Consider the following 21643-nt stretch of genomic DNA (forward strand, 5'->3'; position numbering starts at 1 on the left):
ACGACAACGTCCTCCACCCCATGAAAGACGCCCTCAAAGCACGGGCCACCATCGGCGAGGTCTGCAACGCCCTGCGCGAGGTGTGGGGCACGTACATTCCCACTGACACCTACTGAGCCGAGGAATCCCGAAGCCCATGTCTGCCGCCACCAGCACCCCGCTCCGCGTCGTCGTCGCCAAACCCGGTCTGGACGGCCACGACCGCGGCGCCAAAGTGATCGCCCGGGCCCTCCGCGACGCCGGCATCGAGGTCGTCTACACGGGTCTGCACCAGACACCGCGCCAGATCGTGGACACAGCCCTCCAGGAGGACGCCGACGGCATCGGCCTGTCCGTGCTCTCCGGTGCCCACATGACCCTCTTCGCCGAGGTGCTCCGCCTCCTGCGCGAACAGGACGCCACCGACATCACTGTGTTCGGCGGCGGGATCATCCCGGACGCGGACATCCCGCCCCTGCTCGACCTCGGTGTGGCCGCACTGTTCACCCCCGGCACCACCACCCGGGAGATCACCGACTGGGTCCGCACGAACGTGGTCCGCACCGTCTCCTGACCCTGCCGCACGACGTACGCGGAACACGCGGGGAGCGGACGGCGAAGCCGCGGACCGGGCTCGCGGGATCCCTGCGAGGAAGGCAGCACGGGCGGCCCGTCCGCCCGTGCTGCCGACGCACGGAACGTGAGGACCTCGTCCACGACGGGACCGGTACCCGGATCGTCGTCGCAGTGCCGCTCGACACGGGCGCTGCGTGGACGGCCGGGTCCAGGGAGCGGCTCACGGCGGCCCGAGCCGCTCCCGGCACGGGCACAGAGGATCACGACGAGGTACGTCCCTGACCGGGAACATGGCCTCCCGCACCCACGCCGGCCGCTTGACACCGACGACCGGGAACCAGTCCGCTGGGGCTCGCGGGCTGTCAGGGGGGCGGCTGCTACAGCTCGAACTCGAGGTGCTCGATGTCCGTGAACCTGACCTCCTCCAGGCTGCCGGCGCGGCGGCCGCCGTCCTGGAAGTACACCTCCTTGAGCGCTTCGGCGGTGATCTCCTGCAGGCGGGCGTCGCTGGCGCCCTGCTCCTGGGCGTCGAAGAGGCGGGCGGCGTACTGCGGGGGCAGGGCGACGGTCAGGTGCCGGATGCGGTCCTGGTCGGTCGATCCGATCGGTGCGGTGTAGCCCATGCGGGCACGGGTGTCGATGACGATGCCGTCGGCGGTCGCCGCCTTCGCCTTGGCCTTGGCCCGGATCTGCGGCTGCCACCGCTTCTTCACCTCGCGCTCCAGACGCGCGGCGAGGTCCGGGCGGGGCTTTTTGATCTGGTCCTTCACGTACCGCTCGACGGTGCGCTGGGAGACCCGCAGCAACTGCGCGACCGCCTTCGTGCCTTTGAGCTGCTTGACCAGGTACCGCATCTGCGCGGGTGCGCTCTTGGGCGCCGGGCGGGTGAACGCCTTCTGCACCGCGGCCTCCAGGCCGTCCCCGAACAGGCTCATCGTGGCCTCCTCCTACTCTCCGTTGTCGATGTCGGTGACGGTGCCGTCCTTGATGTACCGGGCGAGGTTGAGCTCCGGGGCGTCGAACCGCTCGCGGACCCCCTCGCCCCACAGGACGGTCTGGGTGCCCTCGTGCTTGACCAGGCCGGGGTTGACGCCGAGCTTGAAGCCGCCGGGCAGCGGCTTGCCGTCCCGGTAGGGCAGGAAGTCCAGCGGGCTCTCGCCGTTGGTCGCGTAGACGACGCAGTCGGACAGGATCGCGACCGGGTACTGGCCGGTGAACGCCGCGTGTTTGACGATCTTGCGGTGCAGGTTGATGCGGGTGCGGGAGATGACCGCCGCCCGGATGTCCGGCCGCCAGGTCGGACGGGACAGGGCCCGCCACGGCTCGCCCGGCCGCCAGCCCTCCCCGCGTGGACGCTCGCGCAGCTTGCCCAGACCGCCCTTGACCGTGGCCTTGATCGCCGAGACGACGATCGCCAGCTCCGGGTCGCGGTCCTTGTAGCCGTCCATCGCGGCGAGGAAGTCGGCCGGGGCGAGGTCGGCGTCGACGCCGAGGTCGGCCATCGTGGCGAGGTAGGCGTCACGGAGCCGGTTGTACCAGCCGTCCAGATAGCGGCCGTTCTCGTACCGGACCCACGCCTCGATCGGGCGCACCTCGTAGCCGAGCTCCGCCGCGTAGGCGACGGTGGGTGTCGCGTACCAGGCCGGCCCCTCGGGACGCTCGCCCTTCGGCGTGAACGGGGACGGCAGCAGGCTGCCGTCCAGCTCCACCCACTCCTTGCCCACCTTCACGCGGGACAGGTCGACGTGGGAGAGGTCGACCAGCCACGAGCCGGGCAGCTTCGGATCGAACACCGGATCGGTGACGTGGGTGGGCGCACCGAGGCCGACGTTCAGACCGTTCGCGCCGGCGGCGAAGGCCATGTTGACGTCGATGCCGACCAGGTTGCGCAGGGTGCACTCCGCGTCGGTCATCGGCCGTGCCCAGTCGTACGCCTCCTCGAACAGCTTCTCGCCGGGGCCACGCACGTGGAACCGGGGCAGGTCCTTGAGGACCGGGTGGCCGTCGGGGGCTTCGCACGGGGCCGGGTCGACCGGGTCCTTGCCCAACGAGCCGGGGTTGTGCTCGGAGTGACGCTTCCCCGTCGCGTCGGGCTCGGAGGCGCGCGTCGGCGGGTGCAGCGCGGTCATCAGCTCCAGGCCGGTCACGGCGGTCGATCCGCGCGGCGTCATCACCCGGGAGGCGTACACGCCCAGGACGCGGGCGAGTTCGGCCGGCGGGAGCTGCCCGGCCTCGCCCCAGTGCCGGGTGTCCAACGCGTTCCAGGAGGGGATGCACAGCTGCACGCAGGCCCGTTCCGAACCGGTCGCGGGGCGGTAGATCCGCGCCCACGGGCCGAACCCGCGCTTGGTCAGCTTCCACTCCGCGCGCGCGAGCTGCTTGATGACCTTGTGGCCCTCCGGGATCCGCCCTGCGTGCCTTTCCTCCTCCGTGAGCGTGACGGGGAGGCCGTAGCGCTCCAGCGCGGCCTCGGTGAGCACGATCAGCGGGTCGGCGTCCTTTCCCGGCCCGGCGAGCTTCGGCTGACCGAGCTTCGCCTCGCGCAGCGTCCAGTCGACCAGGGCCGGGATGCTCTTGGCGGGCACGTCCAGAACCAGGCCGCCGGTGCAGTACGCCAGCACCTTCCCGTCCTCGACGTCGACGACCGCGAGCGGTCCGTTCTCGAACCGCGGGTCGGTGCCCGCCGGGGTACCGGCCGGGTCCGCTTTCCTGGCGCTGGGGCGGCGCGACGCCGCCGACGTCCTGGTGGTGCGCGCCGGCCGGGGCGCGGCCGCCGGAGCGGCGGCGGCGGGAGCAGGGGCAGCGGCCTGGGTGTTCTCGGGTGCAGTCGTGTCCGCAGCGGCGGGAGCCCGGACCGTGGACAGGGGCCGCGCTTCCGCCGGGGCGGGCGGGGCGGTGAACGTGGCCGGTGCCGCGGTGTCCTGGACCGGCGCGGCGGTGATATCGGCGGGGTAGAGCTCCGCGAGCTTGTTCAGCAGCCGGGCGTAGGCGTCGCGCTCCGGCGGACGGGGCTCGGTCTTGCCGGACTCCCAGCCGGACACCGTGGCCCGGCGCACCTTCAGCGCGCCTGCCACTTCGTCGATCGTCAGGCCGTGCGCGGTGCGCAGCCGCTTGCGCTCCGCCGGCGGCGGAAGTACGGCGCGGGACGCGACGAGCGCGTCGACCGCGTCGAACAACTCGGACATGGAACACCTCCTGCTCCACACTCTACCCATGTCGCGTACGTTTCGCGTACATTTAGCGTACGAATCTCCGGATGAAGCGCGTTCAAAGGGGAAACAGCGCACGGTGCCTCTGCTGGGCAAGGGTGCCGCAGTCAAGCTGAAGGGCTGGTCAGTCTGCCTGAAAGAGGTGACGTGTTTCCCAGGCGGTCCGCCACCGGCCCTCGGGGGAAGACCGGACACGGGCCGGACACACGTGCCGCAAGCCGCTCCTGTCAGCGGGCCGCCTGGATCGATTTCGGTCTGGACGACAGGCGCCCTCAGACGTCCTCTCATGGGGTGAGTCGGCGGCAGCCGCCCAGCCAGGACATGGTTGTGCTCGATGGTCCAGCGGTGCCGGCCCAGCCCGGTGGAGGACTCGACGCCCTTGCGGGCGTGTGGTGGCGGATGGCGCGCCGGCGGCGCAGGTGGTCATAGCCGTAGCCCTTGTCCGCATGCGGCTCGGCGGGTCGGCGCCTGCGCGGGCCGCGGCGGAGGGGCGGGATGCCGCGTACGAGCGGCTCGAGGACCTGGCTGTCGTGCGGGTTCGCGCCGGAGATGCCGAGGGAGAGGGGCGGACCGGTCCGGTCCGGTCCGGTCCGCTCCGTGGTCCAGTGGATCTCCGAGCCTTTCTTGCCCCGGTCCACGGGATCCGGACCTGTCAGGTCCCCCCTTCAGGGCCCGCGTGTTCACCGGGAACGTCCGGCTGTCCAGCACTGCTCCGAGCGGGTTGAGTGCGACCGCCACGTGGCAGTCCCTGCACGTGGCAGTCCTTGTGCGTGCCGACGCCGATGGCGGTCTCGGTCCGGTCGGTTGTCTCCGAAAGGGTGATCATGTGCCGTTCTTCTCTCCCTGGGTCCGGACAGCCGTTGCGGGCGCCAAGGCCATCACCCGGTCGGTGGCCACGCTGAAAAGGCTCAGTGAGTTTCGACCCGTACGGCCGAGCGGCGGCGCAAAGCCAGCCTGCACAGTGGCACCACGGGAAGTGAGCAGATGAGGAACAGGAAGGCGAGGACGATCCAGCCTGCCGCCTGAGCATCGGTGATCAGGGTGACCACCAAAGCGGGACCAAGAGCCGTGACGGCCCCTTCCGTAGAGGCTGCCACCGCCTGGTACTGGCCTTGGGCTCCATCCGCCATGAGTTTGATCGACAGTCCCCACCGGGCGGCGACGTAGTACAACTCACTCGTGACGTGCAGGGCCAGGCCGCCCAGGATGATGGCGGTGGCCAGCCGGGGGTCCTTGGGCCAGCTCGCTGCTGCGAAAGCCAGACAGCACGCGGCCAGTGTCAGGCTGGACAGCCATGACGACCTCACCGCCCCTGACAGGCGCTGTCCCTTCCGGCTGACCCGGACCTGGAAGAGGGCGATCAGCAGGGAGCTGGCCAGCACCGCAAGCGGTGCGATCCATACAGGTACGGCGGTGCCGTGTTGGAGCCAGAGCGGGAGGCCGCTGGAGAGTATGGCCCAGCAGAGCGCCAGCACTGCGGTACTACTCATGATCATCAAGAAGGGAAGGTTCCGGAGCGCTTCGGTGTTGGCGCGGAACCGCTTGGCCGGTGTCGGCGGAATGTGCGGGAGGTGCCTCAGCACCGCCGCGGAAACGATGAACGTCAGGCTGTTGACGACGACCGCGAGATGGTAGGGAGCGGGGTCGGAGTTGGAGAGCACCCAGGCCGCCGCGCCGGCGCCTGCCGCGTACAGCACGTGCTGCACCACCCGGGCCTGGGCGAGCACGGGCATGCAGTGCTGCTCTGACAGCAGGTGGTAGATGAGCGTGACCTTCGTCCCCTTGGCGGCTGTCCCGGTGGACGTGAACAGGGCAGCGGCGATGAAGAGGGGCCAGAAGCTGTGCACGGCGAGGAACATCAGGGAGAACGCCGCGCGTAGGAGCGTGAGCGCCAAGAAGACCTCGCGGGCCCCGAGACGGTCGGTCAGAGTACCGACGGGGAGGGCGACCAGCAGTCCTATGCCGCCCCCCAGCCCCATGGCCAGCCCCATCGACCCCGTGGGCACACCCTGGACAGAGGTCAGGTAAATGGCCCACATGCTGAACCAGAGGCCGTCTCCGAAGGCTGTCGTGCCCTCACTTAACAGAATGTGACGCACTGCCGGCCTGTTGCTGTCGTTTGGACCTAAGGTTTTTTGGCTCAATTGGGTCGGTCCTTCGAAGGTCGTCGGTGTGGGGAGGCGGTTGCTGCCGCAGGAATTCAGTAAGTGGGTGGGTGGTGAGCAGCGGATTCCGGCCTCTCGAGGTTCTGCGCTCGGCGCATGAAAGGTGAGGATTCGGTGCCTGTGGCACAAGTAGGTTGATCGAATACCCTGATCAAATCGACCCAAACAAAGCTGCTCCATGTGGTCACATCTCGGACACAAGCTGAACACAAGCCGAGCACACGCACCCTCTTGGCCTGGGGTTATTACGCATCGTTACATTTTCGTAATATGCAAACATTGCGGTTGGCGAAGAGGGCGAATCGCTTGACAATCGCGCACCGATGCTTGTTACCGTGTATCGCGATTCACTGGAACTCCGAGGTGTCGGATGATGCCTTAAAGGCCCCGGAGTCGCCGCCCCGTCGAAATGCCGCCAGTAGCCGAGCGATTGCTTGAATGGCGTATGGAATTACGCCTTCTGACTGGAGGAAAAATGGCGCACTCACCGATCAGCATTCTCTCTCAGCTGGACTTCAACGGCGAACCGTTGACCGACGAACTGCTGATGAAAACGTTCCACCAGCTCATGGAGGAACACGGGTACGTTCTGATGTGCAACGTACCCGACGAGTTCGACCCCGTCCGGTTCTGCCGCCGGCTGGGACGCTTCGTCCCCAACTACACCGGCGCTGTCGTCGGTGACGTACGGCCCGAACCGGGAATGGACGACGTCTACCACGCGGGAAACACGCGGCCGCTCACACCGCACTCCGAGGGGTACGACTTCGCTGTCCTCCCACCGCGCTACATCGCCCTGTGGTGCGTCACGCCGGCGAGCGGACCCGGAGGAGAGACGACGCTCGCGGACACCAGGCCCTGGGTGGAGGCGATGTCACCGGAGGAGCGCAGGACGTTCGAAACCAACGCCTACGACTGGAAGACCACTGAGGGCGTGCAGCGTCTGGGGCTGGACCTCAAAACCCGTCATCCGATCCTGGAAGAGAACGAGCAAGGCCTCGTCGTCCGCTTCAGCTGCAACAACCTGATACGTGACGACGACGACCCGGCGGCCGAGCTCCAGAAGCGCTGGCACACCGCGTTCGACAACGAGCACGTAGCCGTCGAGTACAGCGAAAAGGACATGCTCGTGTGGGACAACTGGCGCCTGCTGCACGCACGGAACGCCTTCAGCGACCGCAGCCGACACCTGCGACGCATTCAGATCGCGGCCTGACCGTCCATCCCGGAAGAAAGGCACCCAGATGTATCGCACCATGCTGCACAGCAAGATTCATCGCGCCACCGTGACTCAGGCCGACCTCCACTACGTCGGCTCCCTGACGCTGGACCGCGATCTGATCGAGGCGGCCGGTCTGCTGCCGGGCGAGCAGGTGGACATCGTGGACATCAACAACGGCAACCGGCTGAGCACCTACGTCATAGAAGGTGAACGTGGTAGCGGCGTCGTGGGGATCAACGGCGCGGCGGCCCGGCTCATCTCGCCCGGAGACCTCGTCATCATCATCGCCTACAAGGCCGTCACCGAAGAAGAAGCCCGTGCGTTGCAGCCGTCCATCGTCTTCGTCGACCAGCGCAACCGCCCTGTGAACGTCGGCCCCGACCCGGCGTGCGTGCCGGCGGTCCCGGAGGCGTCCCCACTCATACGGGGCGACACGCTCACCAGGGAGGCGGTCTGATGGCTACGGCTCCCGCCTCCCTCGCCACGCACGCTTCACCCGGGACGGCCGGCTGCACCACTCGCGGCCTGGCCCACTACTACAACGACCTCTCCCGAGTGCTCACCCACGCCGGAGCACACTCCCCCCAGGGGGACACCTTCAGCCCCGGGTGGTCCCTTCCGCCGCTCACGCCCGCCCTCAAGGATTTCCTCGCCCCCAGCGGCATCACCGTTCACGGTCTCGAGACATACCGTGGCACGCAGCTGCGCCTGCTGAACCTGATGCACAACCCACGTACACGCACCACCAAGACGTTCGCATCATTGGTGATCGTGGCTCGCGCGGTCGCCCACATCCGGAGCACGGGCGAAGCGGTCATGATCATCACTCCTTCGAGTGCGAACAAGGCCACCGCTTTACGCGACGCGGTGCAACGGGCCTACGAGACCGGCCTGGCCACCGCCGAGCAGCTCAGCATCACATGTCTCGTACCCGCCGGGTCCCGGCACAAGCTGTGGCGCTCCCGGCTCACCGACGACCTGGGACTGCGACAGCGCAACCCCCTCGCCATCCTTGAGACGTCGCAGCCGGGACAGGTCAAGGAACTGGCCCGCGCCGTCTCGGAGACCGAGGCCGAAAGTCTCTTCGAGCGCCACGGCGTGAGGCTGTGGCACTCGCTGGACCTCGCGAACTACGCCGTCGCCGATGCGGTCCGAGCCCTGTTCGAACGGGACCACCTGCCGGCCGCACCCCGTGTCCATGCCCACTCCGTCTCCAGCGCCTTCGGGCTGCTGGGCCACTTCTACGGCCAACAGCAACAGACCGGACGCGAATGGCCCGCAACCGGGGCCCAGTACTTCCTCGTACAGCACCTGGGAACCCCCGACATGGTGGCCAACTACTACCACGGGACGTTTGACCACCGGCCCCGGTGGCAACGTGCCGAAGGGGTGTTCACCCAAAGCTCCGATCCCCATTTCCCGCAGCGCACCTTCGACCCCCACGAGCAGCTGGACGCCACCTTCTACACCCGCACCCCCGCGACTTCCCCCCGGATGAATGAGATCATTCGCAAGCAGGGCGGGGGAGGGGTCGTGGTCTCGCTCGCCGAGTGCCTCGAGCGGTATCCGTACATCAGGCGTCTGATCGAACCGGCCGGCGTCGAGCTCCCCGCCGACCCGCGGCAGGTTCGCGAATGGTCGCTGGTGATGGCGGTGACCGGTGTCCTCAATGCGGTCGACCGCCGTTTGGCCGGCCTTCCGGAGATCCTCGTTCACGGATCCGGCTCCTACCACTCCGGCGATTACCGGCCTCCCGAGGAGAACCAACTCCACAAGATCGGATCCTTCGAGAACCTGCGCGACCTGCTGCATACGGCGGCAGCCGGGCAGGTCGGCACCTGACCGCCCAGGACGAGCGCACGCCACCGGCCCCCTGACCACCGCGCCCCGGGGCCGGCATCTGACCACCGGAAGCGCCCCACCGTGCCCTTCTGAAGGACGGGAGAGCCCGTCTCCGTTCCCGGACGAGCCGCTTACCGCGCACAGCACAAACGCCTGGAGCATCGCAATGAACCCTGCGCGTGACATCGTCCTCCTGGGCACCGGCGCCTTCGCCGGTGCCCTGGCCCGGGCGCTCGCCCAACGGGTGAGCGGACCAACCACCGTGCATGTCGTCAGCCGCAGCTTCGACCGGGCCAGGAACCTGGCTGACCTCGCCAACACCCACGCGGTCCTCGCGGACAGGCCGGCCTGGTTCTGCGCCCACCGGTTGGACTTACCAGGTGGAGCCGATCTACGCCCTCTCCTTGCCCGCCACCGGCCGCAGGTCCTCGCTGTCTGCACCTCGGATCTCTCACCCGCCGAGACACGTGCTCCAGCCTCCGCCTGGAGCACACTGATACAGTCGGCGGGCTTCGGAGTCACACTGCCACTGCAAGCGGCCACAGCACTTCGAGCGGCGTCCGCGAGCGCCGAGGCCAGCCCCGGGACAGCCGTCGTCAACGCCTGCTTCCCCGACACCGTGAACGCCGTGCTCCGCTCCGCCGGCCTCCCTGTGCTGTGCGGCCTCGGGAACGTCTCGACACTCGCCTCTGCTGTCCGCCGCGAACTGCGGATCGCCGACGAGTCACGGCTCAAGCTCTTCGCCCACCACGTCCACCTGCACAGCCCGCCGGCCCAGGAGGACGAGGCCGAGGCCTGGTTCGACGACCAACCCCTGACCGCCTTGCCTGCGATCCTCGAAAGGACCCGCTTTCAGACCCGCGCCCACCTGAACGAGATAGGAGCGACCGCAGGAGCCGCGGTGGTGGACGCCCTCACACAACAACGGGATCCCTACGTGGGCCATGTGCCGGCGCCCCACGGCCGTCCAGGCGGCTACCCCGTCACCGTGACCGGACGCAGCATCGCACTGCGCCTTCCTCCGGGGATGTCCGAACGCCAGGCCGTCGCCCACAACCAGAAGCGCTCCGCCCTCGACGGCATCACTGTGGACCAGCACGGCAAAGCGCAGTTCACACCAGCGGCGCTGCGCATCCTGCGAGACCACTGGCCCGACGCTCCCAGCACCTTCGGAGTGCAGGATGTTGAGGATCTTCGCGTGAGGCAACTGGCCCTCCGGGAGCACCTGCGCAAACTGCCCGCGCCGGACACCGCGGAAGGACGCCGAGGACGCTGATGTCAGCTGACGAGCTGTACAACCGGCACCGCCGTGTCATGCCCCGCTGGGCCACCACCTACTACCGGAAACCGCTGCACCCGGAACACGCGGCGGGTCGCAGCATCACCGACGAGCAAGGCCACCGGTACCCCGACTTCTTCGCCGGCATCCTCACCAACTCCCTCGGCCACGGCCTCAAGGAATTCCGCCGGGCCCTGGACCGCCGGCTCGACACCGGCATCTCCCACACATCGACCCTGTACCTCATCAACGCCCAGGTGCGCCTGGCCGAACACCTTGCCGCGCAGTCCGGCATCGACGATGCGGCCGTCTTTTTCGTGAGCTCCGGCACCGAGGCCAACGACACGGCACTCCTGACGGCCACCTGCCACACCAACAGCAATCACGTCGTTGCCCTCACGGACAGCTACCACGGGCGATCTCTCGCCACCACGTCGATTTCCCCCTTCGGCGGCAACCCCCTGTCCTGCACCGCGGCACCGACTGCTTTGGACCACATCCGAGAACACGACCTTCAGCACAGCGCCCAGACCATGGGGAAACGCCTGCTGTCCTGCCTGCGCGATCTCTGCGGCGAGCACCCCCACCTCTCCGCCCCCCGTGGCCACGGCCTGATGCTCGCCATGGACCTCGTCGACCCCCGTACCGGCGAGCCCGACCCCCGGGCGGCAGACGCGTATGCCGAAGCCAGCCGTACACAAGGCCTCCTCATAGGCCTCGGTGGCCGCCACAGCAACGCTCTGCGCATCGCCCCGCCGATGACGGTCACAGAGGCGGAGGTCGACGCGGCCGCACACGTCCTCACCACCGTCGCGCAGCAGCTCCGGCCGGCCCCTGCCGCAACCTGACCGGAACGGCCACCCCGGACACAGGGCCGCGCAGATCACACCTCAGCACACCAGGCTGAAGCGCCACGAACAAGGAGTAACTGATGCAGGGAGTCGAGATCACCATCGGGATGCCTCCCCCCCGCAGCCCGATGACCACCACGAACCGACGGAGGGGGACCAGCCGTGCCTCCAGGTGAAGAAGTGGCGGCCATGTGCGCCTACTGGTGGGGCAACTCGACCAGTTCGGCGGCACGGCGCCTGCGACGCGCATACGACGCGCTGCCTGGTGCACGAGTCGGCTGGGACAGTCATAGCAGCGACGGCGGTCCATCGATCAGTTACGCAGGGCTACAGGACGGGGTCTCCCATGTGCTGGCGCCGATGGAGAAGTGGAGACAGCGGAGCGAAGGGGGAACGGACGAGCGCAACGAACGCCGCGGTGGGCGTCGGACCAGGGCTCTGGCCTGGGCACGCGGGCCCGGACGGGGCGACCTGATCGCGCTCGGCCTGTATGGCGACGAGGCCGCCCGCCACGACCTTGGACGGCACCTGGTGGCACCGCTGCGAATCCACTACCTGATCCACCTCGACAACTCGCCCGAGGCGTTCCTGGCCCGCTTCGGGAAGAAGGATCGAGAGAACATCCGTCGCGGGTTGCGGAAGCACGACTGGAACCTGGAACGCACCGGGCGGCCGGAGGACTTCGACCTCTTCTACACCTCGATGCACGTGCCGACCATGGCGGCACGGCACCAAGGATGGGTGCGAAGCGAGCGGCGCGATGTCGCCGAGCACGTCCTGTTCCGCCGCGGCCTGCTGTTCTTCCTGCGCAGGGGAAGCGAACGGGTCGCCGGGGTGCTCTGCCGCGTCGAGGGCGGCACGTTGGTCATCCGGCTGGCCGGCGTGATGGACGGGGACGCACGACACTACCGGGACGGGGCCCAGCTGATGCTCTACCACCTGGTGATGCGCTGGGCGATCGGGCAGGGGATTCGGCGCGCAGAGCTTTCTGGGTCCAGACCCTTCATCAGCGAGGGCCTGTACGCCTTCAAGCGGAAGTTCCGCCCACAGATAGTCGTGCCGAAGACTCATTTCGCCGACAAGCGGCTGATTCTGGCCCCCCGGCGCGACACCGCGGAGGTCCGCGACTTCCTGCGGGATCATCCGATCATCACGGTGAACCGGTCCGGCGAACTACGCGTTGCTTACCCGTACGACCGGAAACGCCCGCCACGCACTGACCTCCCATGGGACTGCTCCGGCATTTCCGGGGCTCAGGAGATCGACTTGGACTGCCTGCTCGCAGGTCTGCCAGGGCCAGCCGTCTCACGCCGGGACGAGCGCAGAGCGACGAGGTGAGCAGCTTCGGGACGAATGAATATCCAGGGTTGGCCTCGATCTTTCGTGACGAGCCGCCGGCGGAGCCGGTGGCTCGTCCTCGTGGCGTGGACCGAGGCGGGACAGGCCGAGGGCCCGGGTATCGTCTCGGGCGGACGCCGGGTCCCACTGCTCCGGCCGGAGGGGTCCTTCGTAGGGACGGGTGAATCCGCCGGTCGGCCCGGGTCCGGCAGCAGTGGGTGAGAAAGGGACTGGCAGTGGCTCCTGCTACCTGGTGTCGTGCCAGATACGCCGCGATACGCACCGGATCGCAAGGAGAAGCGATTCATGCCTTTCACCGCACTGCACCCCGAAGCCGGACGTGCGGGATTTGCCCTCCTCCGTGGACGCTCGCGTGTCATGCGACCAGGTCCAGGTCGTCGATGCTGCCGGCGTGCTGCCGTTCGTGGTCGACCGGGCTGCGATAGCCGAGTGCCGAATGGCGCCGTTCGAGGTTGTACCAGGCCATCCAGGCGAAGACCGCCATCCGAGCCTGGAGCCGGGTCACCCGGCGTGAGCCGTGGAGCAGTTCCCGCTTCGACGTGGCGAAGAAGGACTCCGCCAGGGCGTTGCCGTAGCTGGAGCCGACCCGGCCCATCGAGCGCCGTGTCCCATGGGCTCGGCAGACCTCGGCCAACGCGGCGGACGTGTACTGACTGGATTCAACCGGTCGTTGCAACACCGGTTCGGTGGAGCAACCGTAGCTGCTCGTTGAACGCCTCGGCCGGCGTCTTCCAGCCGAGCGTCTTACGGGGGCTGGTGTCCAGAGCGTGGGCGACAGCCTCAAGTTCCTCGGCGGACCACCTCGAGAGATCCGTCCCCTTCGGGAAGCACTGGCGCAGGAGCCCGGTGGTGTTCTCGTTCGTCCCGCGCTGCCACGGGCTGTGAGGATCGGCGAAGAACACGGGAATGCCGGTCTCGACACTGAACCGCGCGTGCGCCGACAGCTCCTTTCCCCGGTCCCAGGTCAGCGACCGTGCCGGTTGCCCGGGCAACGACGACATCGCACCGGCGGGGGCGTTCTTCATGGTGATCGTCCCGTAGCCGGCGAGCGCGGGGCCGTTCTTGACCGTGTGCTTGTGCCGGCAGCCCCCCTCGCGCGGGAGATGGACCGGCAGGGTCACGCGGTGGCCCGCTGCACCGTCGAACGTTTGATGCGTGAGCTCAGCATCACCGGCGCCGTCCGCGGCCGGCGTGTGATCACCACGCTGCCCGGCGGTCAGGCCGGCCGGACTCCGGACCTCGTCGACGGCGACTTCACCGCCACCGAGCCGAACACGAAGTACGTCGGCGACATCACCTGTCTCCCGCTGGACGGCGGAAGGTTCCTCTATCTGGCCACCGTCATCGATCTGGCCTCACGCCGCCTGGCCGGCTGGGCGATCACGGACACATGCGAACCGGTCTCGTCATCGACGCCCTGGCCGCCGCCGAGCGCACCCGCGGCAGCCTCGCCGGAGCAGTCCCACACACCGATCATGGCGCCCAGTACACCAGCCGGGCCTTCGCCGACGCCTGCCGCAGGGCCGGTGTCCGCCAGTCCATGAGCGCGATCGGCTCCAGCGCGGACAACGCGCTCGCCGAGTCCTTCCACGCGACGTCCAAACGCGAAACGCTCCAGGGCCGAAAGCACTGGTCCAGCGAGCCCGAGGCCCGCCTCGAGGCGTTCCACCGGCTCCATCGCTGCAACACCCGACGCCGTCACTCCCGCCTCGGACACCGCAGCCCGATCGCCTACGAGACGGCCTCCCGAACAACATCGACTACGCCGGCACCAGCCGCATCACTCGTGTCCAGGATTCGGGGTCAAGGCCCCACCTTCAACGGCACGATCATCGAGAGCGGCACCGACTCCTCCCGCCTCGCCTAAAGCAGGGCCAAGGCCGAACAGGCCGCCACAACCTGAGGTGTGTTCCCAGTCCAGAGAAGTGGGGACGTGTTGAGCCCGCGGAGGCACCGCGGAACCGGCTCTTCGGCGGGCTCAGATAATGGTTCGTTCGCCGATTCGGGTCTTGTTAGCGTGCTGCTGTGACACACGGCAGCTTCCGCACCCCTGTTCCCGAACGCGTGGCCAAGGCGGTCCTGCGCGAACATGGGGCAGACCTCGGCAGCGCTGAGCGCGGCCGGGGCTGGACCAATGCCACGTGGCTGACCGATGAGCTTGTCGTGCGTGTCGCGACCCGGCCGGGAACGACGGACTTGCTCCGTGAGGAACAGCTGGTGAGGCTTCTTCCTGCGGAAGTCGGCTATCCGTCCGTCATCGACTCGGGCGTCCGGGAAGGTCATGAGTGGGTTCTGACCCGACGGGTGACCGGGGAAAACCTGGAAGAGGTCTGGCCGTCGCTGGGCCCCACGGCCCGGTCACGCGCCATCGAGCAGATGTGGGAACGAGCCCGTCACATCCACCGTGTCGACGTGGCCGCTGCCGCACCGCACGCCCGCCCTCGATCGCCGTTCTTCCCCCAGAGCCCGGTGGAAGCGTCGGCCGGTCTCGAACGGCTCGTCACAGCAGGAGAACTCACCACGACCCAGGCCAAGGGACTTGGCTGGGCGCTCGACCGTTTCTGGGCCGCCTTGCCCAAGGCAGCCCCGGCACTGAACCACGGCGACTTCTGCACGCCGAACACGCTTTGGCACGACGGCCAAGTCGTCGCATTGCTCGACTTCGAGTTCGCCGTCGTCGCGCCCATCGCGATCGACCTCAACGAGATCATCAAGATGGCCTTCGGCCCCGGCGACCCCGACGAACGCGCACCCCTGCAGGCCGTAGTCCGTCGCATTGCCACATCAGCACTGGACACAGCGGGCGGCCCCGACGTGCTCGTCGGCTACTCCATCATGCTCGAAATGTGGGTGCTGGAGAACGAGCTGGCTGCAGACGAACCCGACGAGACCGACCGCGCCAATGCCTCCGCCATGCTCACGGCCTTCGCCGAGGGGAACGGCGGGTACTTCGCACCACTCCTCACCGGTAGCGGGCAACGAGGTCGCTGAACCCGTTCGATGCCGTAATGCCCTACAGCGTCTGGGCCGGGGACGTCACAGCCGTGGTGCCGTGTGGGCCGGGGCCCAGGGCCTGGCGTCTGGCCGGAGACGGGGATGTGGGCCCCGGGCGAGGGTTGTGTCAGGGCTGGTGGTTCCCGGAGATCACCGCGATTCTCCAGACGGAGGTTCCGCCGGTCACCTGGACGGTGAGGTGCTGGGGCTTTTTGTCCTCGTAGACGACGCCCACGGTGTGGACCCCGTTGCATGTGACCGGGTGGGGGTTGCTGCTGTCCCGGTCCACGATCGAGACCTCGCCCTTGCCCTCGCATGCCGCGTAGAGGGTGTAGGCGCCTTCCTGCGGGGTGAATGCGGGCAGTTCCTGGTTCTTGGTGCCGGTGGTCTCGGCCACCAGAGTCTGCGCGTTCTCGGGCAGGTCCAGGCTGGGCGGCTGTGGGGCAGGTGCCTGTGTGGGCTTGCCGGAGGAAGCGGTCGCAGCGGTGGGGCTCGGACGCTTGGCCTCGGGCTCGTCGGAGCAGCCTGCGGCGAGGAACAGTGCGGCCAGGGCGGCAGCGGTGAGTGTGGAGCGGCGCAACGGGGTCTCCCGGGAGTGAGGGCGGGGCGTCCGGCCCTGATGTCAGGGCCGGACGCGAGGACTTAGGTCAGGCGCCCGGTCCGGGGTCCGGCTCCACCGGCGTACGGATGCCCGCCCGGGCCGCCTCCAACTGGGCCGCGAACGCGATGCCGAGGAAGAGCGCCACGGCGGTCAGGTTGGCCCACAGCAGCAGGGCGATGAAGGCCGTGAGCGGACCGTACACGGCGCCGAAGGCCCCGCTCCGTCCGACGTACAGCGCGAGCAGCCAGGTCGCCGAGATCCACAGCACCAGGTGGACCGCCGAGCCGAAGGCCAGCCAGGTGTAGCCGGGCTGGTCGCGGCGGGGCGACCAGCGCAGGATCACCGCCGACGCGACCCAGGCCAGCAGCAGTCCGGCCGGTACGTCCAGCACGGCCCACCACGCGGCCCCGCTCGTCCCGTGGCCCAGGGTGCGGGCCACGGCGTCGCCGACCGTCTCACCCGCGACGAGCACCAGGAACCCCAGGACCATCGGCAGGCCGGCCGTGAAGGCGAGCGCCAGGGCCCGGCCGTACTTGCGGACGAAGGGGCGGTCGCGCTCGATGCCGTAGATGCGGTTGGCGCCCCGCTCGATCTGCGCCATGGCCGAGGCGAGGTTCAGTACCGCGAACCCGAGGCCCAGCCAGAGCGCGACCGTGCTCCACACGTCGCTGCCGGCGCTGCGCCGGGTGCCCTCGAAGGCCTTCTCGACGACGTCCGCGCTGGCGCCCGGCACGATCCGGCCGAGGGTCAGCTCGATGACCCGGCCCACGCTCTCCGTGTGCACCGACGTGGCGAGACCCACGAGCACGACGGTGAAGGGGACCAGGCCGAGCACGACCTGGAAGGCGAGGGCCCGGGCGTTGGTGAAGCCGTCCGCGTAGCGGAACCGGGTGAAGGAGTCGGCCAGCAGCCTGAGACCCCCGTACCGCCGCAGGGCGGTGAGGGCTTCGTCGCCGGAGAGTTCGTCTCCGCGCATGTCCCGGGTCTGCGGAACGTGGACGGCGGTTCCCACGATGCGGTTGCTCCTCGTGTCGGGGTGGGCGAGGACGTCGTCCTCCACCCGTGCGCATGCCCCGTGAGCGAGACCGTAGCGCGCAGGGGACGGGCTCAGGCAGTTTCTTCCGGATCATCTCGCCGACCAGATGAAGATGGCGGCGATGTGGAGTCCGGCGAGGTAGATGGTGGCGGTCTTGTCGTAGCGGGTGGCGAGGCCGCGCCATTGCTCGGACTTGTTGATGCAGCGTTCGACGGTGTTGCGCTGTTTGTGGGCCTCGCGGTCGAAGGCGGGCGGACGGCCGCCGAGACGGCCGCGCCGTTTGCGGTTCGCTGCCTGGTCGGAGGGCTGAGGGATCACCGCCCGGATCCCGCGTCGGCGGAGAAGACCGCGGATGGCGCGGGACGAATACGCCTTGTCGGCGAGCACCACCTCCGGGGTGGTCCTGGGCCGGCCGATGGGCCGGGACACTCGTAAGCGGGCCATGACCTGTGCGAATGCGGGGACGTCACCTGCCTGGCCGGGCGTGAGGACGAACGCGAGCGGGCGGCAGCGGCCGTCGGCGGCGAGGTGGATCTTCGTGCTCGGTCCGCCGCGGAGCGTCCGGGGCGTGGTCGGCCGGCTCGCTGGCCGGGGCCCCTTTTGACGGGCCCCGGCGGCGTGCTGGTGAGCTCGGACGACGGTGGAGTCGACGGCGACGATCCAGTCGGGGTCGTCCTCGGCATCGGCCTGGGTGAGCAGGGCGGTGAAAACCTTCTCCCAGGTGCCGTCGGCGGCCCACTTCCGCGTCAGCCATACGACCGCCGCACGCTGGGCCAGCCGCTACCGGGAGCGGGGCGGGGCCGGGATGCAGGACCGCTCCAGCCGCCCGCACCGCCAGCCCCACCGCACCCCGGCCGCCATCGAGACACAGGTTCTGCGGCTGCGACGCGAGCACCGCATCGGCCCGCTGCGGCTGGCGGCCCGCACCGGCATCGACGGCCAGACACCCGCCGGCCGCGTCACCAACCTGTCCGGACAGCACACCTAGCCCGTGTCGACGGCTCGGCCTGGCCGACGTCCCTCACCCGCGCGGCCATCACCTTCGTTGCCGTCCTCGCCGCCGCCGTCACCCACGACCTTCCTTCCTCACCCGGTGGGGGTCAGTCAGGACTGCTCTGTGGTGTCCTGCGTGCGGAGCCGTACCGCGCCGGGGTCAGAACACGCCGTGGGTCTCCTTGAGGTGCCCGCATCTCACCCACTGGTCTCCGCCCACACCGCCGTGGTCGGGGAACTCCGTCCGGCAGGGATCGTCGCCGCCTGAGCCCCTGTAACGTCGGCATCGGCACCAATGCGGGGTCGGCGGAGGCGGTAGCTCTCCGGAACACCTGAATTCGAGCGAGTTACGCTCCGCGGAGTTCAGCTCCACCCCCGACTCGCGGATCATCGCCGCGGCCTTGTCCTGCGCTTCGATGAGCAGTGCAGCAGCCTCAGCCAGCATCTGCGACTGCTCGTCGGTCCTGTCCTTCCGCTTCGACTCGAACATCCACGTACTCCTGACCGGTCAGATTTGGGCGTGCTCGGATTCCGTGTGCTCACAGGTCCTGGTGGGCGATCCCGTGCCAAAGTCCGGGCCGGTGAAGTCGATCCAGGTGTTCGGGCAGGGGTCCTCGCCGCCCGAGCCGCCGTAGTCGCCACAGCCGCAGAAGTGCGGGGTCGGCGGGGGGTCCAGTTGGGCCAGGCAGGGGCGGCCCACCCAGTCGCGTTCTTCGGGCGTAAGGTCCGCGCCCGAGGCGCGCACGAGGTCCGCGGCCTTGCGGCGGGCTTCAGCGAGCAGGGCGCCCGCCTCAGCCAGGGTCCGGTTCTGGGCTGCCGTCCTGCCATTCCAGTTCACGGCTCCCGTCCTACCAGAAACCGCAGATTCATCTCCCGCAGCGCGCAGGCGCGTCCGTCGGACGGGGGGCAACCAGGGGTGTGGGGTTTACCCCGAACAGTGGACACTTCTGAGAAGCGGATCTTCGGGTCCGTGGAGAGGGTGTCCTCATGGGTACTGCGAGGTACTCGGGGGAGTTCAAGCGGGACGCGGTCGTGCTGGTGGAGTCCAGTGGGCGGCGTATCCCGTCGGTGGCGCGAGAGCTGGGTGTCAACCCGGAGTCGTTGCGGCAGTGGGTCGCGCGCTCACGGGCGGAAGCCGCCGCGTCCGGTGCGGGCGGTGGGGGCCCGTTGAGCCCGGCGGAGCGCGAGGAACTGCGGCGTTTGCGCAAGCAGGTCCGTGAGCTGGAGACGGAGCGCGAGATCCTGCGGAAAGCAGCCGCGTATTTTGCCAAGGAGATGGGTCGATGACCGGCCGCTGGCGGTTCATCTCCGACCATCGTGACCTGTACGGAGTACGGCGGCTGTGCCGGGTGCTGGACGTGCCCGCTTCCGGGTTCTACCGGTGGATGGCCACGGCGGCCGGGCCGCACGGAAGGCCGTGGACGAGGATCTGGGGGCGCGGATCGAGAAGATCCACAAGGAATCGAACGGGACCTGCGGTGTTCCCCGGATCACCCGGGAGCTGCGGGAGCGGCACGGTGTGGTGAACCATAAGCGGGTGGCCCGGCTGATGCGTGAGCGCGGGCCGGCCGGCACCTGCGGCGGACGGTCCGTACGACGGTCGTGGACAGGAGCGTACCGCCGGCTCCGGACCTGGTGGGGCGCGTCTTCGAGGTGGCGGCGCCGGATGTCCGGCGGTGCGGGGACATCACGTACCTGCCGGTCGGCGGATCGTGGATGTATCTGGCCACGGTGATCGACATGCACTCGCGGCGGGTCGTGGGCTGGTCGCTGGCCGAGCACATGCGCGCCGACCTGGTCGTCGACGCGGTCAGACCAGCCGTGGATGCCCGCGGGGGCGCCGTGCGCGGGGTCGTGTTCCACTCCGACCGCGGCCACGCGGTACACGTCCGCCGCGTTGGCCGAGGTCTGCCGAGCCCATGGGACACGGCGCTCGATGGGCCGGGTCGGCTCCAGCTACGGCAACGCCCTGGCGGAGTCCTTCTTCGCCACGTCGAAGCGTGAACTGCTCCACGGCTCACGCCGGGTGACCCGGCTCCAGGCTCGGATGGCGGTCTTCGCCTGGATGGCCTGGTACAACCTCGAACGGCGCCATTCGGCACTCGGCTATCGCAGCCCGGTCGACTACGAACGGCAGCACGCCGGCAGCATCGACAACCTGGACCTGGTCGCATAACACACGAGTGTCCATGGAATAGGGCAAAGCCGTTCCCAGCCCGGCACTCGCCAAGCTGGGACGTGAATGGGCGGCGACATAGCTTCGCCGAGTTCATGCGGTGGGCCGTGCCGGAGCAGGGTACGGCCCACCCCCCGGCCGCTACTCCTGAACCGGTCACGGCGTCTTTGAAAGGTGCCTCGGCAGCCAACCGGCCGGGCTTCTTCCCCCTGAACGTGGGCACTCGGTTATGGCTTCGTTCACGAGAACGGGAACGGGTTTTAGCGCGACTTCCGTGTGAAGCGGTCACAATTAGTGATCGGCGGGTGTTTCGAGTGCTTGGAGGATGTGTCACACTTCCTGGCACCACTGATCGGCCTCGGCGCTGTCCACTCAGCCGGTCACCATCTCCGATCCGTCCCGGAGAACCCGGTCCAGTGCGAGTCTCACCGACGCGCGACGCCCCGCAGACCGGCGGGGAAGGACATCGCGGCCCGGATGACGTCGGCGTCCTGCGTCGGCCGGGGAGACGGGAGGCAGACCGGGGGCCGGGCGGTTCTCCGCCGAGGTCAGGATGTGACGGGGTCAGCGAAGGCGTCCAGGGATTCGGGGAGGGTTTGGCCGCCGTCGACGATGAGGGACTGACCGGTGACGAAAGAGGCTTCGTCGGAGGCAAGGAAGAGCACGGCGTGTGCGACGTCGGCGGTCTCACCCAGCCGCCCCAGCGGGATGGAGCCGGCCATCCGGCGCAGGTAGTCCGGCCCGAGGTCGGTCAGCCCTTCGGTGCGAACGTTCCCGGGCAGGACGGCATTGACCGTGATGCCGTACGGGGCCAGCTCCACAGCCGCCCCGCGCAGGAAACCCAGTTGTCCTGCTTTGCTGGCCCCGTAATGGGACCACCCCGCGTAGCCCGTGGCCGGGCCGGTGATCGAGGAGGTCAGAACGATCCGGCCGCGGCCGGCCCGTTCCATCGCGGGCAGACACGCCCGCACGGACAGGATGGAACCCCGGAGGTTGACGTCCAAGACCTCGTCCACGTCCTCGGCGGTCAGCTCGCGCAGCGGACGCTCCGGGAAGATCCCGGCGTTGGCGCACAGCACATCGATCCCGCCGTACCGCCGTTCGGCCTCGGCCGCCATCCTCTCGATCTCTCCGGGCCGCCGCACGTCCACGCCCAGACCTGCGACCCGCCCGCCCGTGACCCGGGCGAGACCGTCCGCCGCTTCGCGGGCCGTCTCCTCGTGCCGGCCCGTGAGCAACACGGCGGCACCCTGCCGGGCGAAGAGTTCGGCGATACCGAACCCGATTCCCCGCGTCCCGCCGGTCACGATCACGGACCGGTCCTCCCAGCGTGTGAACGTCATACCGCTCGCCCCTTCACT

19 protein-coding genes and 5 pseudogenes are annotated in these 21643 nt (G+C 68.9%); 12 read left to right on the top strand and 12 right to left on the bottom strand.

What is annotated here, in order from left to right:
* Positions 1-136: 136 nt before the first annotated feature.
* Positions 137-553, top strand: coding sequence for a cobalamin B12-binding domain-containing protein (locus tag ACIQ8B_RS24040; protein ID WP_290011153.1), 417 nt, complete (start codon positions 137-139; stop codon positions 551-553).
* A 379-nt stretch (positions 554-932) separates the two neighbouring features.
* Here ACIQ8B_RS24040 and tpg read toward each other — a convergent pair whose 3' ends face one another.
* From tpg to ACIQ8B_RS24060, 4 genes and pseudogenes are all read right to left on the bottom strand, one after another.
* A complete protein-coding gene (gene tpg, locus ACIQ8B_RS24045; RefSeq protein WP_403549474.1) occupies positions 933-1490 on the bottom strand; it encodes a telomere-protecting terminal protein Tpg in 558 nt (185 codons plus the stop codon).
* A gap of 12 nt (positions 1491-1502) precedes the next feature.
* Complete coding sequence (tap, locus tag ACIQ8B_RS24050; RefSeq protein WP_403549476.1) at positions 1503-3740, bottom strand: telomere-associated protein Tap; 2238 nt, start codon at positions 3738-3740, stop codon at positions 1503-1505.
* A 317-nt stretch (positions 3741-4057) separates the two neighbouring features.
* A pseudogene (locus tag ACIQ8B_RS24055) lies at positions 4058-4429 on the bottom strand (transposase); the annotation flags it as partial.
* 243 nt (positions 4430-4672) lie between these two features.
* Positions 4673-5863 carry an MFS transporter gene (locus tag ACIQ8B_RS24060; RefSeq protein ID WP_403549478.1) on the bottom strand — a complete coding sequence of 397 codons (1191 nt, stop codon included), beginning with the start codon at positions 5861-5863 and terminating at the stop codon, positions 4673-4675.
* Between the two features lie 541 nt (positions 5864-6404).
* Here ACIQ8B_RS24060 and ACIQ8B_RS24065 point away from each other — a divergent pair.
* From ACIQ8B_RS24065 to ACIQ8B_RS24090, 6 genes are all read left to right on the top strand, one after another.
* Positions 6405-7145 carry a TauD/TfdA family dioxygenase gene (locus tag ACIQ8B_RS24065; protein ID WP_403549479.1) on the top strand — a complete coding sequence of 247 codons (741 nt, stop codon included), beginning with the start codon at positions 6405-6407 and terminating at the stop codon, positions 7143-7145.
* Between the two features lie 28 nt (positions 7146-7173).
* Positions 7174-7608 (top strand): aspartate 1-decarboxylase, encoded by a 435-nt coding sequence (panD, locus tag ACIQ8B_RS24070; RefSeq protein WP_290011157.1) that lies wholly within the window; start codon positions 7174-7176, stop codon positions 7606-7608.
* Complete coding sequence (locus ACIQ8B_RS24075) at positions 7608-8993, top strand: DUF6002 family protein (protein ID WP_403549481.1); 1386 nt, start codon at positions 7608-7610, stop codon at positions 8991-8993. The genes panD and ACIQ8B_RS24075 overlap by 1 nt, the downstream gene beginning before the upstream one ends.
* Before the next feature lie 166 nt (positions 8994-9159).
* Positions 9160-10269, top strand: a complete 1110-nt coding sequence (locus tag ACIQ8B_RS24080; RefSeq protein ID WP_403549483.1) for a hypothetical protein — start codon at positions 9160-9162, stop codon at positions 10267-10269.
* Between the two features lie 38 nt (positions 10270-10307).
* The gene (locus ACIQ8B_RS24085) at positions 10308-11120 is read left to right on the top strand and encodes an aminotransferase class III-fold pyridoxal phosphate-dependent enzyme (protein ID WP_403549485.1); all 813 of its coding nucleotides are present in this window, start codon (positions 10308-10310) and stop codon (positions 11118-11120) included.
* A 192-nt stretch (positions 11121-11312) separates the two neighbouring features.
* Positions 11313-12461 carry a GNAT family N-acetyltransferase gene (locus ACIQ8B_RS24090; RefSeq protein WP_403549487.1) on the top strand — a complete coding sequence of 383 codons (1149 nt, stop codon included), beginning with the start codon at positions 11313-11315 and terminating at the stop codon, positions 12459-12461.
* 376 nt (positions 12462-12837) lie between these two features.
* Here ACIQ8B_RS24090 and ACIQ8B_RS24095 read toward each other — a convergent pair whose 3' ends face one another.
* Complete coding sequence (locus ACIQ8B_RS24095) at positions 12838-13161, bottom strand: integrase core domain-containing protein (protein WP_403549489.1); 324 nt, start codon at positions 13159-13161, stop codon at positions 12838-12840.
* On the bottom strand, positions 13142-13603 hold the full coding sequence (locus ACIQ8B_RS24100) for an IS30 family transposase (protein ID WP_403549491.1): 462 nt from the start codon (positions 13601-13603) through the stop codon (positions 13142-13144). The genes ACIQ8B_RS24095 and ACIQ8B_RS24100 overlap by 20 nt, the downstream gene beginning before the upstream one ends.
* Here ACIQ8B_RS24100 and ACIQ8B_RS24105 point away from each other — a divergent pair.
* The 3 genes and pseudogenes from ACIQ8B_RS24105 to ACIQ8B_RS24115 form a co-directional block, all read left to right on the top strand.
* Positions 13586-13630 (top strand): annotated as a pseudogene (locus tag ACIQ8B_RS24105) (hypothetical protein); the annotation flags it as partial. The gene ACIQ8B_RS24100 and the pseudogene ACIQ8B_RS24105 overlap by 18 nt on opposite strands.
* A 242-nt stretch (positions 13631-13872) precedes the next feature.
* Entirely contained in the window at positions 13873-14349 is a 477-nt protein-coding gene (locus ACIQ8B_RS24110) for a transposase (protein ID WP_403549493.1), read from the top strand.
* A gap of 158 nt (positions 14350-14507) precedes the next feature.
* A complete protein-coding gene (locus ACIQ8B_RS24115; RefSeq protein ID WP_403549495.1) occupies positions 14508-15473 on the top strand; it encodes a phosphotransferase family protein in 966 nt (321 codons plus the stop codon).
* 130 nt (positions 15474-15603) lie between these two features.
* Here the strand turns inward: ACIQ8B_RS24115 and ACIQ8B_RS24120 are convergent, their stop codons facing one another.
* The 3 genes and pseudogenes from ACIQ8B_RS24120 to ACIQ8B_RS24130 all read right to left on the bottom strand — a co-directional run.
* On the bottom strand, positions 15604-16056 hold the full coding sequence (locus ACIQ8B_RS24120) for a hypothetical protein (RefSeq protein WP_403549497.1): 453 nt from the start codon (positions 16054-16056) through the stop codon (positions 15604-15606).
* A gap of 67 nt (positions 16057-16123) precedes the next feature.
* Entirely contained in the window at positions 16124-17089 is a 966-nt protein-coding gene (locus tag ACIQ8B_RS24125; RefSeq protein WP_403549684.1) for a YihY/virulence factor BrkB family protein, read from the bottom strand.
* A gap of 114 nt (positions 17090-17203) precedes the next feature.
* Positions 17204-17854: pseudogene (locus ACIQ8B_RS24130) on the bottom strand (IS5 family transposase); the annotation flags it as partial.
* Here ACIQ8B_RS24130 and ACIQ8B_RS24135 point away from each other — a divergent pair.
* Positions 17841-18059 (top strand): annotated as a pseudogene (locus tag ACIQ8B_RS24135) (helix-turn-helix domain-containing protein); the annotation flags it as partial. The pseudogenes ACIQ8B_RS24130 and ACIQ8B_RS24135 overlap by 14 nt on opposite strands.
* Before the next feature lie 207 nt (positions 18060-18266).
* Here the strand turns inward: ACIQ8B_RS24135 and ACIQ8B_RS24140 are convergent.
* Positions 18267-18596 carry a hypothetical protein gene (locus ACIQ8B_RS24140; protein ID WP_403549499.1) on the bottom strand — a complete coding sequence of 110 codons (330 nt, stop codon included), beginning with the start codon at positions 18594-18596 and terminating at the stop codon, positions 18267-18269.
* An 18-nt stretch (positions 18597-18614) separates the two neighbouring features.
* Complete coding sequence (locus ACIQ8B_RS24145) at positions 18615-18944, bottom strand: DUF6422 family protein (protein WP_403549500.1); 330 nt, start codon at positions 18942-18944, stop codon at positions 18615-18617.
* A gap of 149 nt (positions 18945-19093) precedes the next feature.
* On the opposite strand from ACIQ8B_RS24145, the pseudogene ACIQ8B_RS24150 reads away from it, so the two are divergent.
* A pseudogene (locus tag ACIQ8B_RS24150) lies at positions 19094-20282 on the top strand (IS3 family transposase).
* A 548-nt stretch (positions 20283-20830) separates the two neighbouring features.
* On the opposite strand, the gene fabG reads toward ACIQ8B_RS24150, so the two are convergent.
* Positions 20831-21625, bottom strand: a complete 795-nt coding sequence (gene fabG, locus ACIQ8B_RS24155; RefSeq protein WP_403549502.1) for a 3-oxoacyl-ACP reductase FabG — start codon at positions 21623-21625, stop codon at positions 20831-20833.
* Positions 21626-21643 lie beyond the last annotated feature (18 nt).

The organism is Streptomyces sp. NPDC096105 (genome assembly GCF_044763335.1).
Taxonomy (GTDB): domain Bacteria; phylum Actinomycetota; class Actinomycetes; order Streptomycetales; family Streptomycetaceae; genus Streptomyces.

What these genes read in the sequence shown, in the direction of transcription:
- ACIQ8B_RS24040 (WP_290011153.1), top strand. Translation starts at nt 137, where the DNA reads ATGTCTGCCGCCACCAGCACCCCGCTCCGCGTCGTCGTCGCCAAACCC.
- panD (WP_290011157.1), top strand. Translation starts at nt 7,174, where the DNA reads ATGTATCGCACCATGCTGCACAGCAAGATTCATCGCGCCACCGTGACT.
- tpg (WP_403549474.1), bottom strand. Translation starts at nt 1,490, where the DNA reads ATGAGCCTGTTCGGGGACGGCCTGGAGGCCGCGGTGCAGAAGGCGTTC.
- ACIQ8B_RS24065 (WP_403549479.1), top strand. Translation starts at nt 6,405, where the DNA reads ATGGCGCACTCACCGATCAGCATTCTCTCTCAGCTGGACTTCAACGGC.
- ACIQ8B_RS24075 (WP_403549481.1), top strand. Translation starts at nt 7,608, where the DNA reads ATGGCTACGGCTCCCGCCTCCCTCGCCACGCACGCTTCACCCGGGACG.
- ACIQ8B_RS24140 (WP_403549499.1), bottom strand. Translation starts at nt 18,596, where the DNA reads ATGTTCGAGTCGAAGCGGAAGGACAGGACCGACGAGCAGTCGCAGATG.
- ACIQ8B_RS24080 (WP_403549483.1), top strand. Translation starts at nt 9,160, where the DNA reads ATGAACCCTGCGCGTGACATCGTCCTCCTGGGCACCGGCGCCTTCGCC.
- ACIQ8B_RS24110 (WP_403549493.1), top strand. Translation starts at nt 13,873, where the DNA reads ATGCGAACCGGTCTCGTCATCGACGCCCTGGCCGCCGCCGAGCGCACC.
- ACIQ8B_RS24085 (WP_403549485.1), top strand. Translation starts at nt 10,308, where the DNA reads ATGCCCCGCTGGGCCACCACCTACTACCGGAAACCGCTGCACCCGGAA.
- ACIQ8B_RS24090 (WP_403549487.1), top strand. Translation starts at nt 11,313, where the DNA reads ATGTGCGCCTACTGGTGGGGCAACTCGACCAGTTCGGCGGCACGGCGC.
- fabG (WP_403549502.1), bottom strand. Translation starts at nt 21,625, where the DNA reads ATGACGTTCACACGCTGGGAGGACCGGTCCGTGATCGTGACCGGCGGG.
- tap (WP_403549476.1), bottom strand. Translation starts at nt 3,740, where the DNA reads ATGTCCGAGTTGTTCGACGCGGTCGACGCGCTCGTCGCGTCCCGCGCC.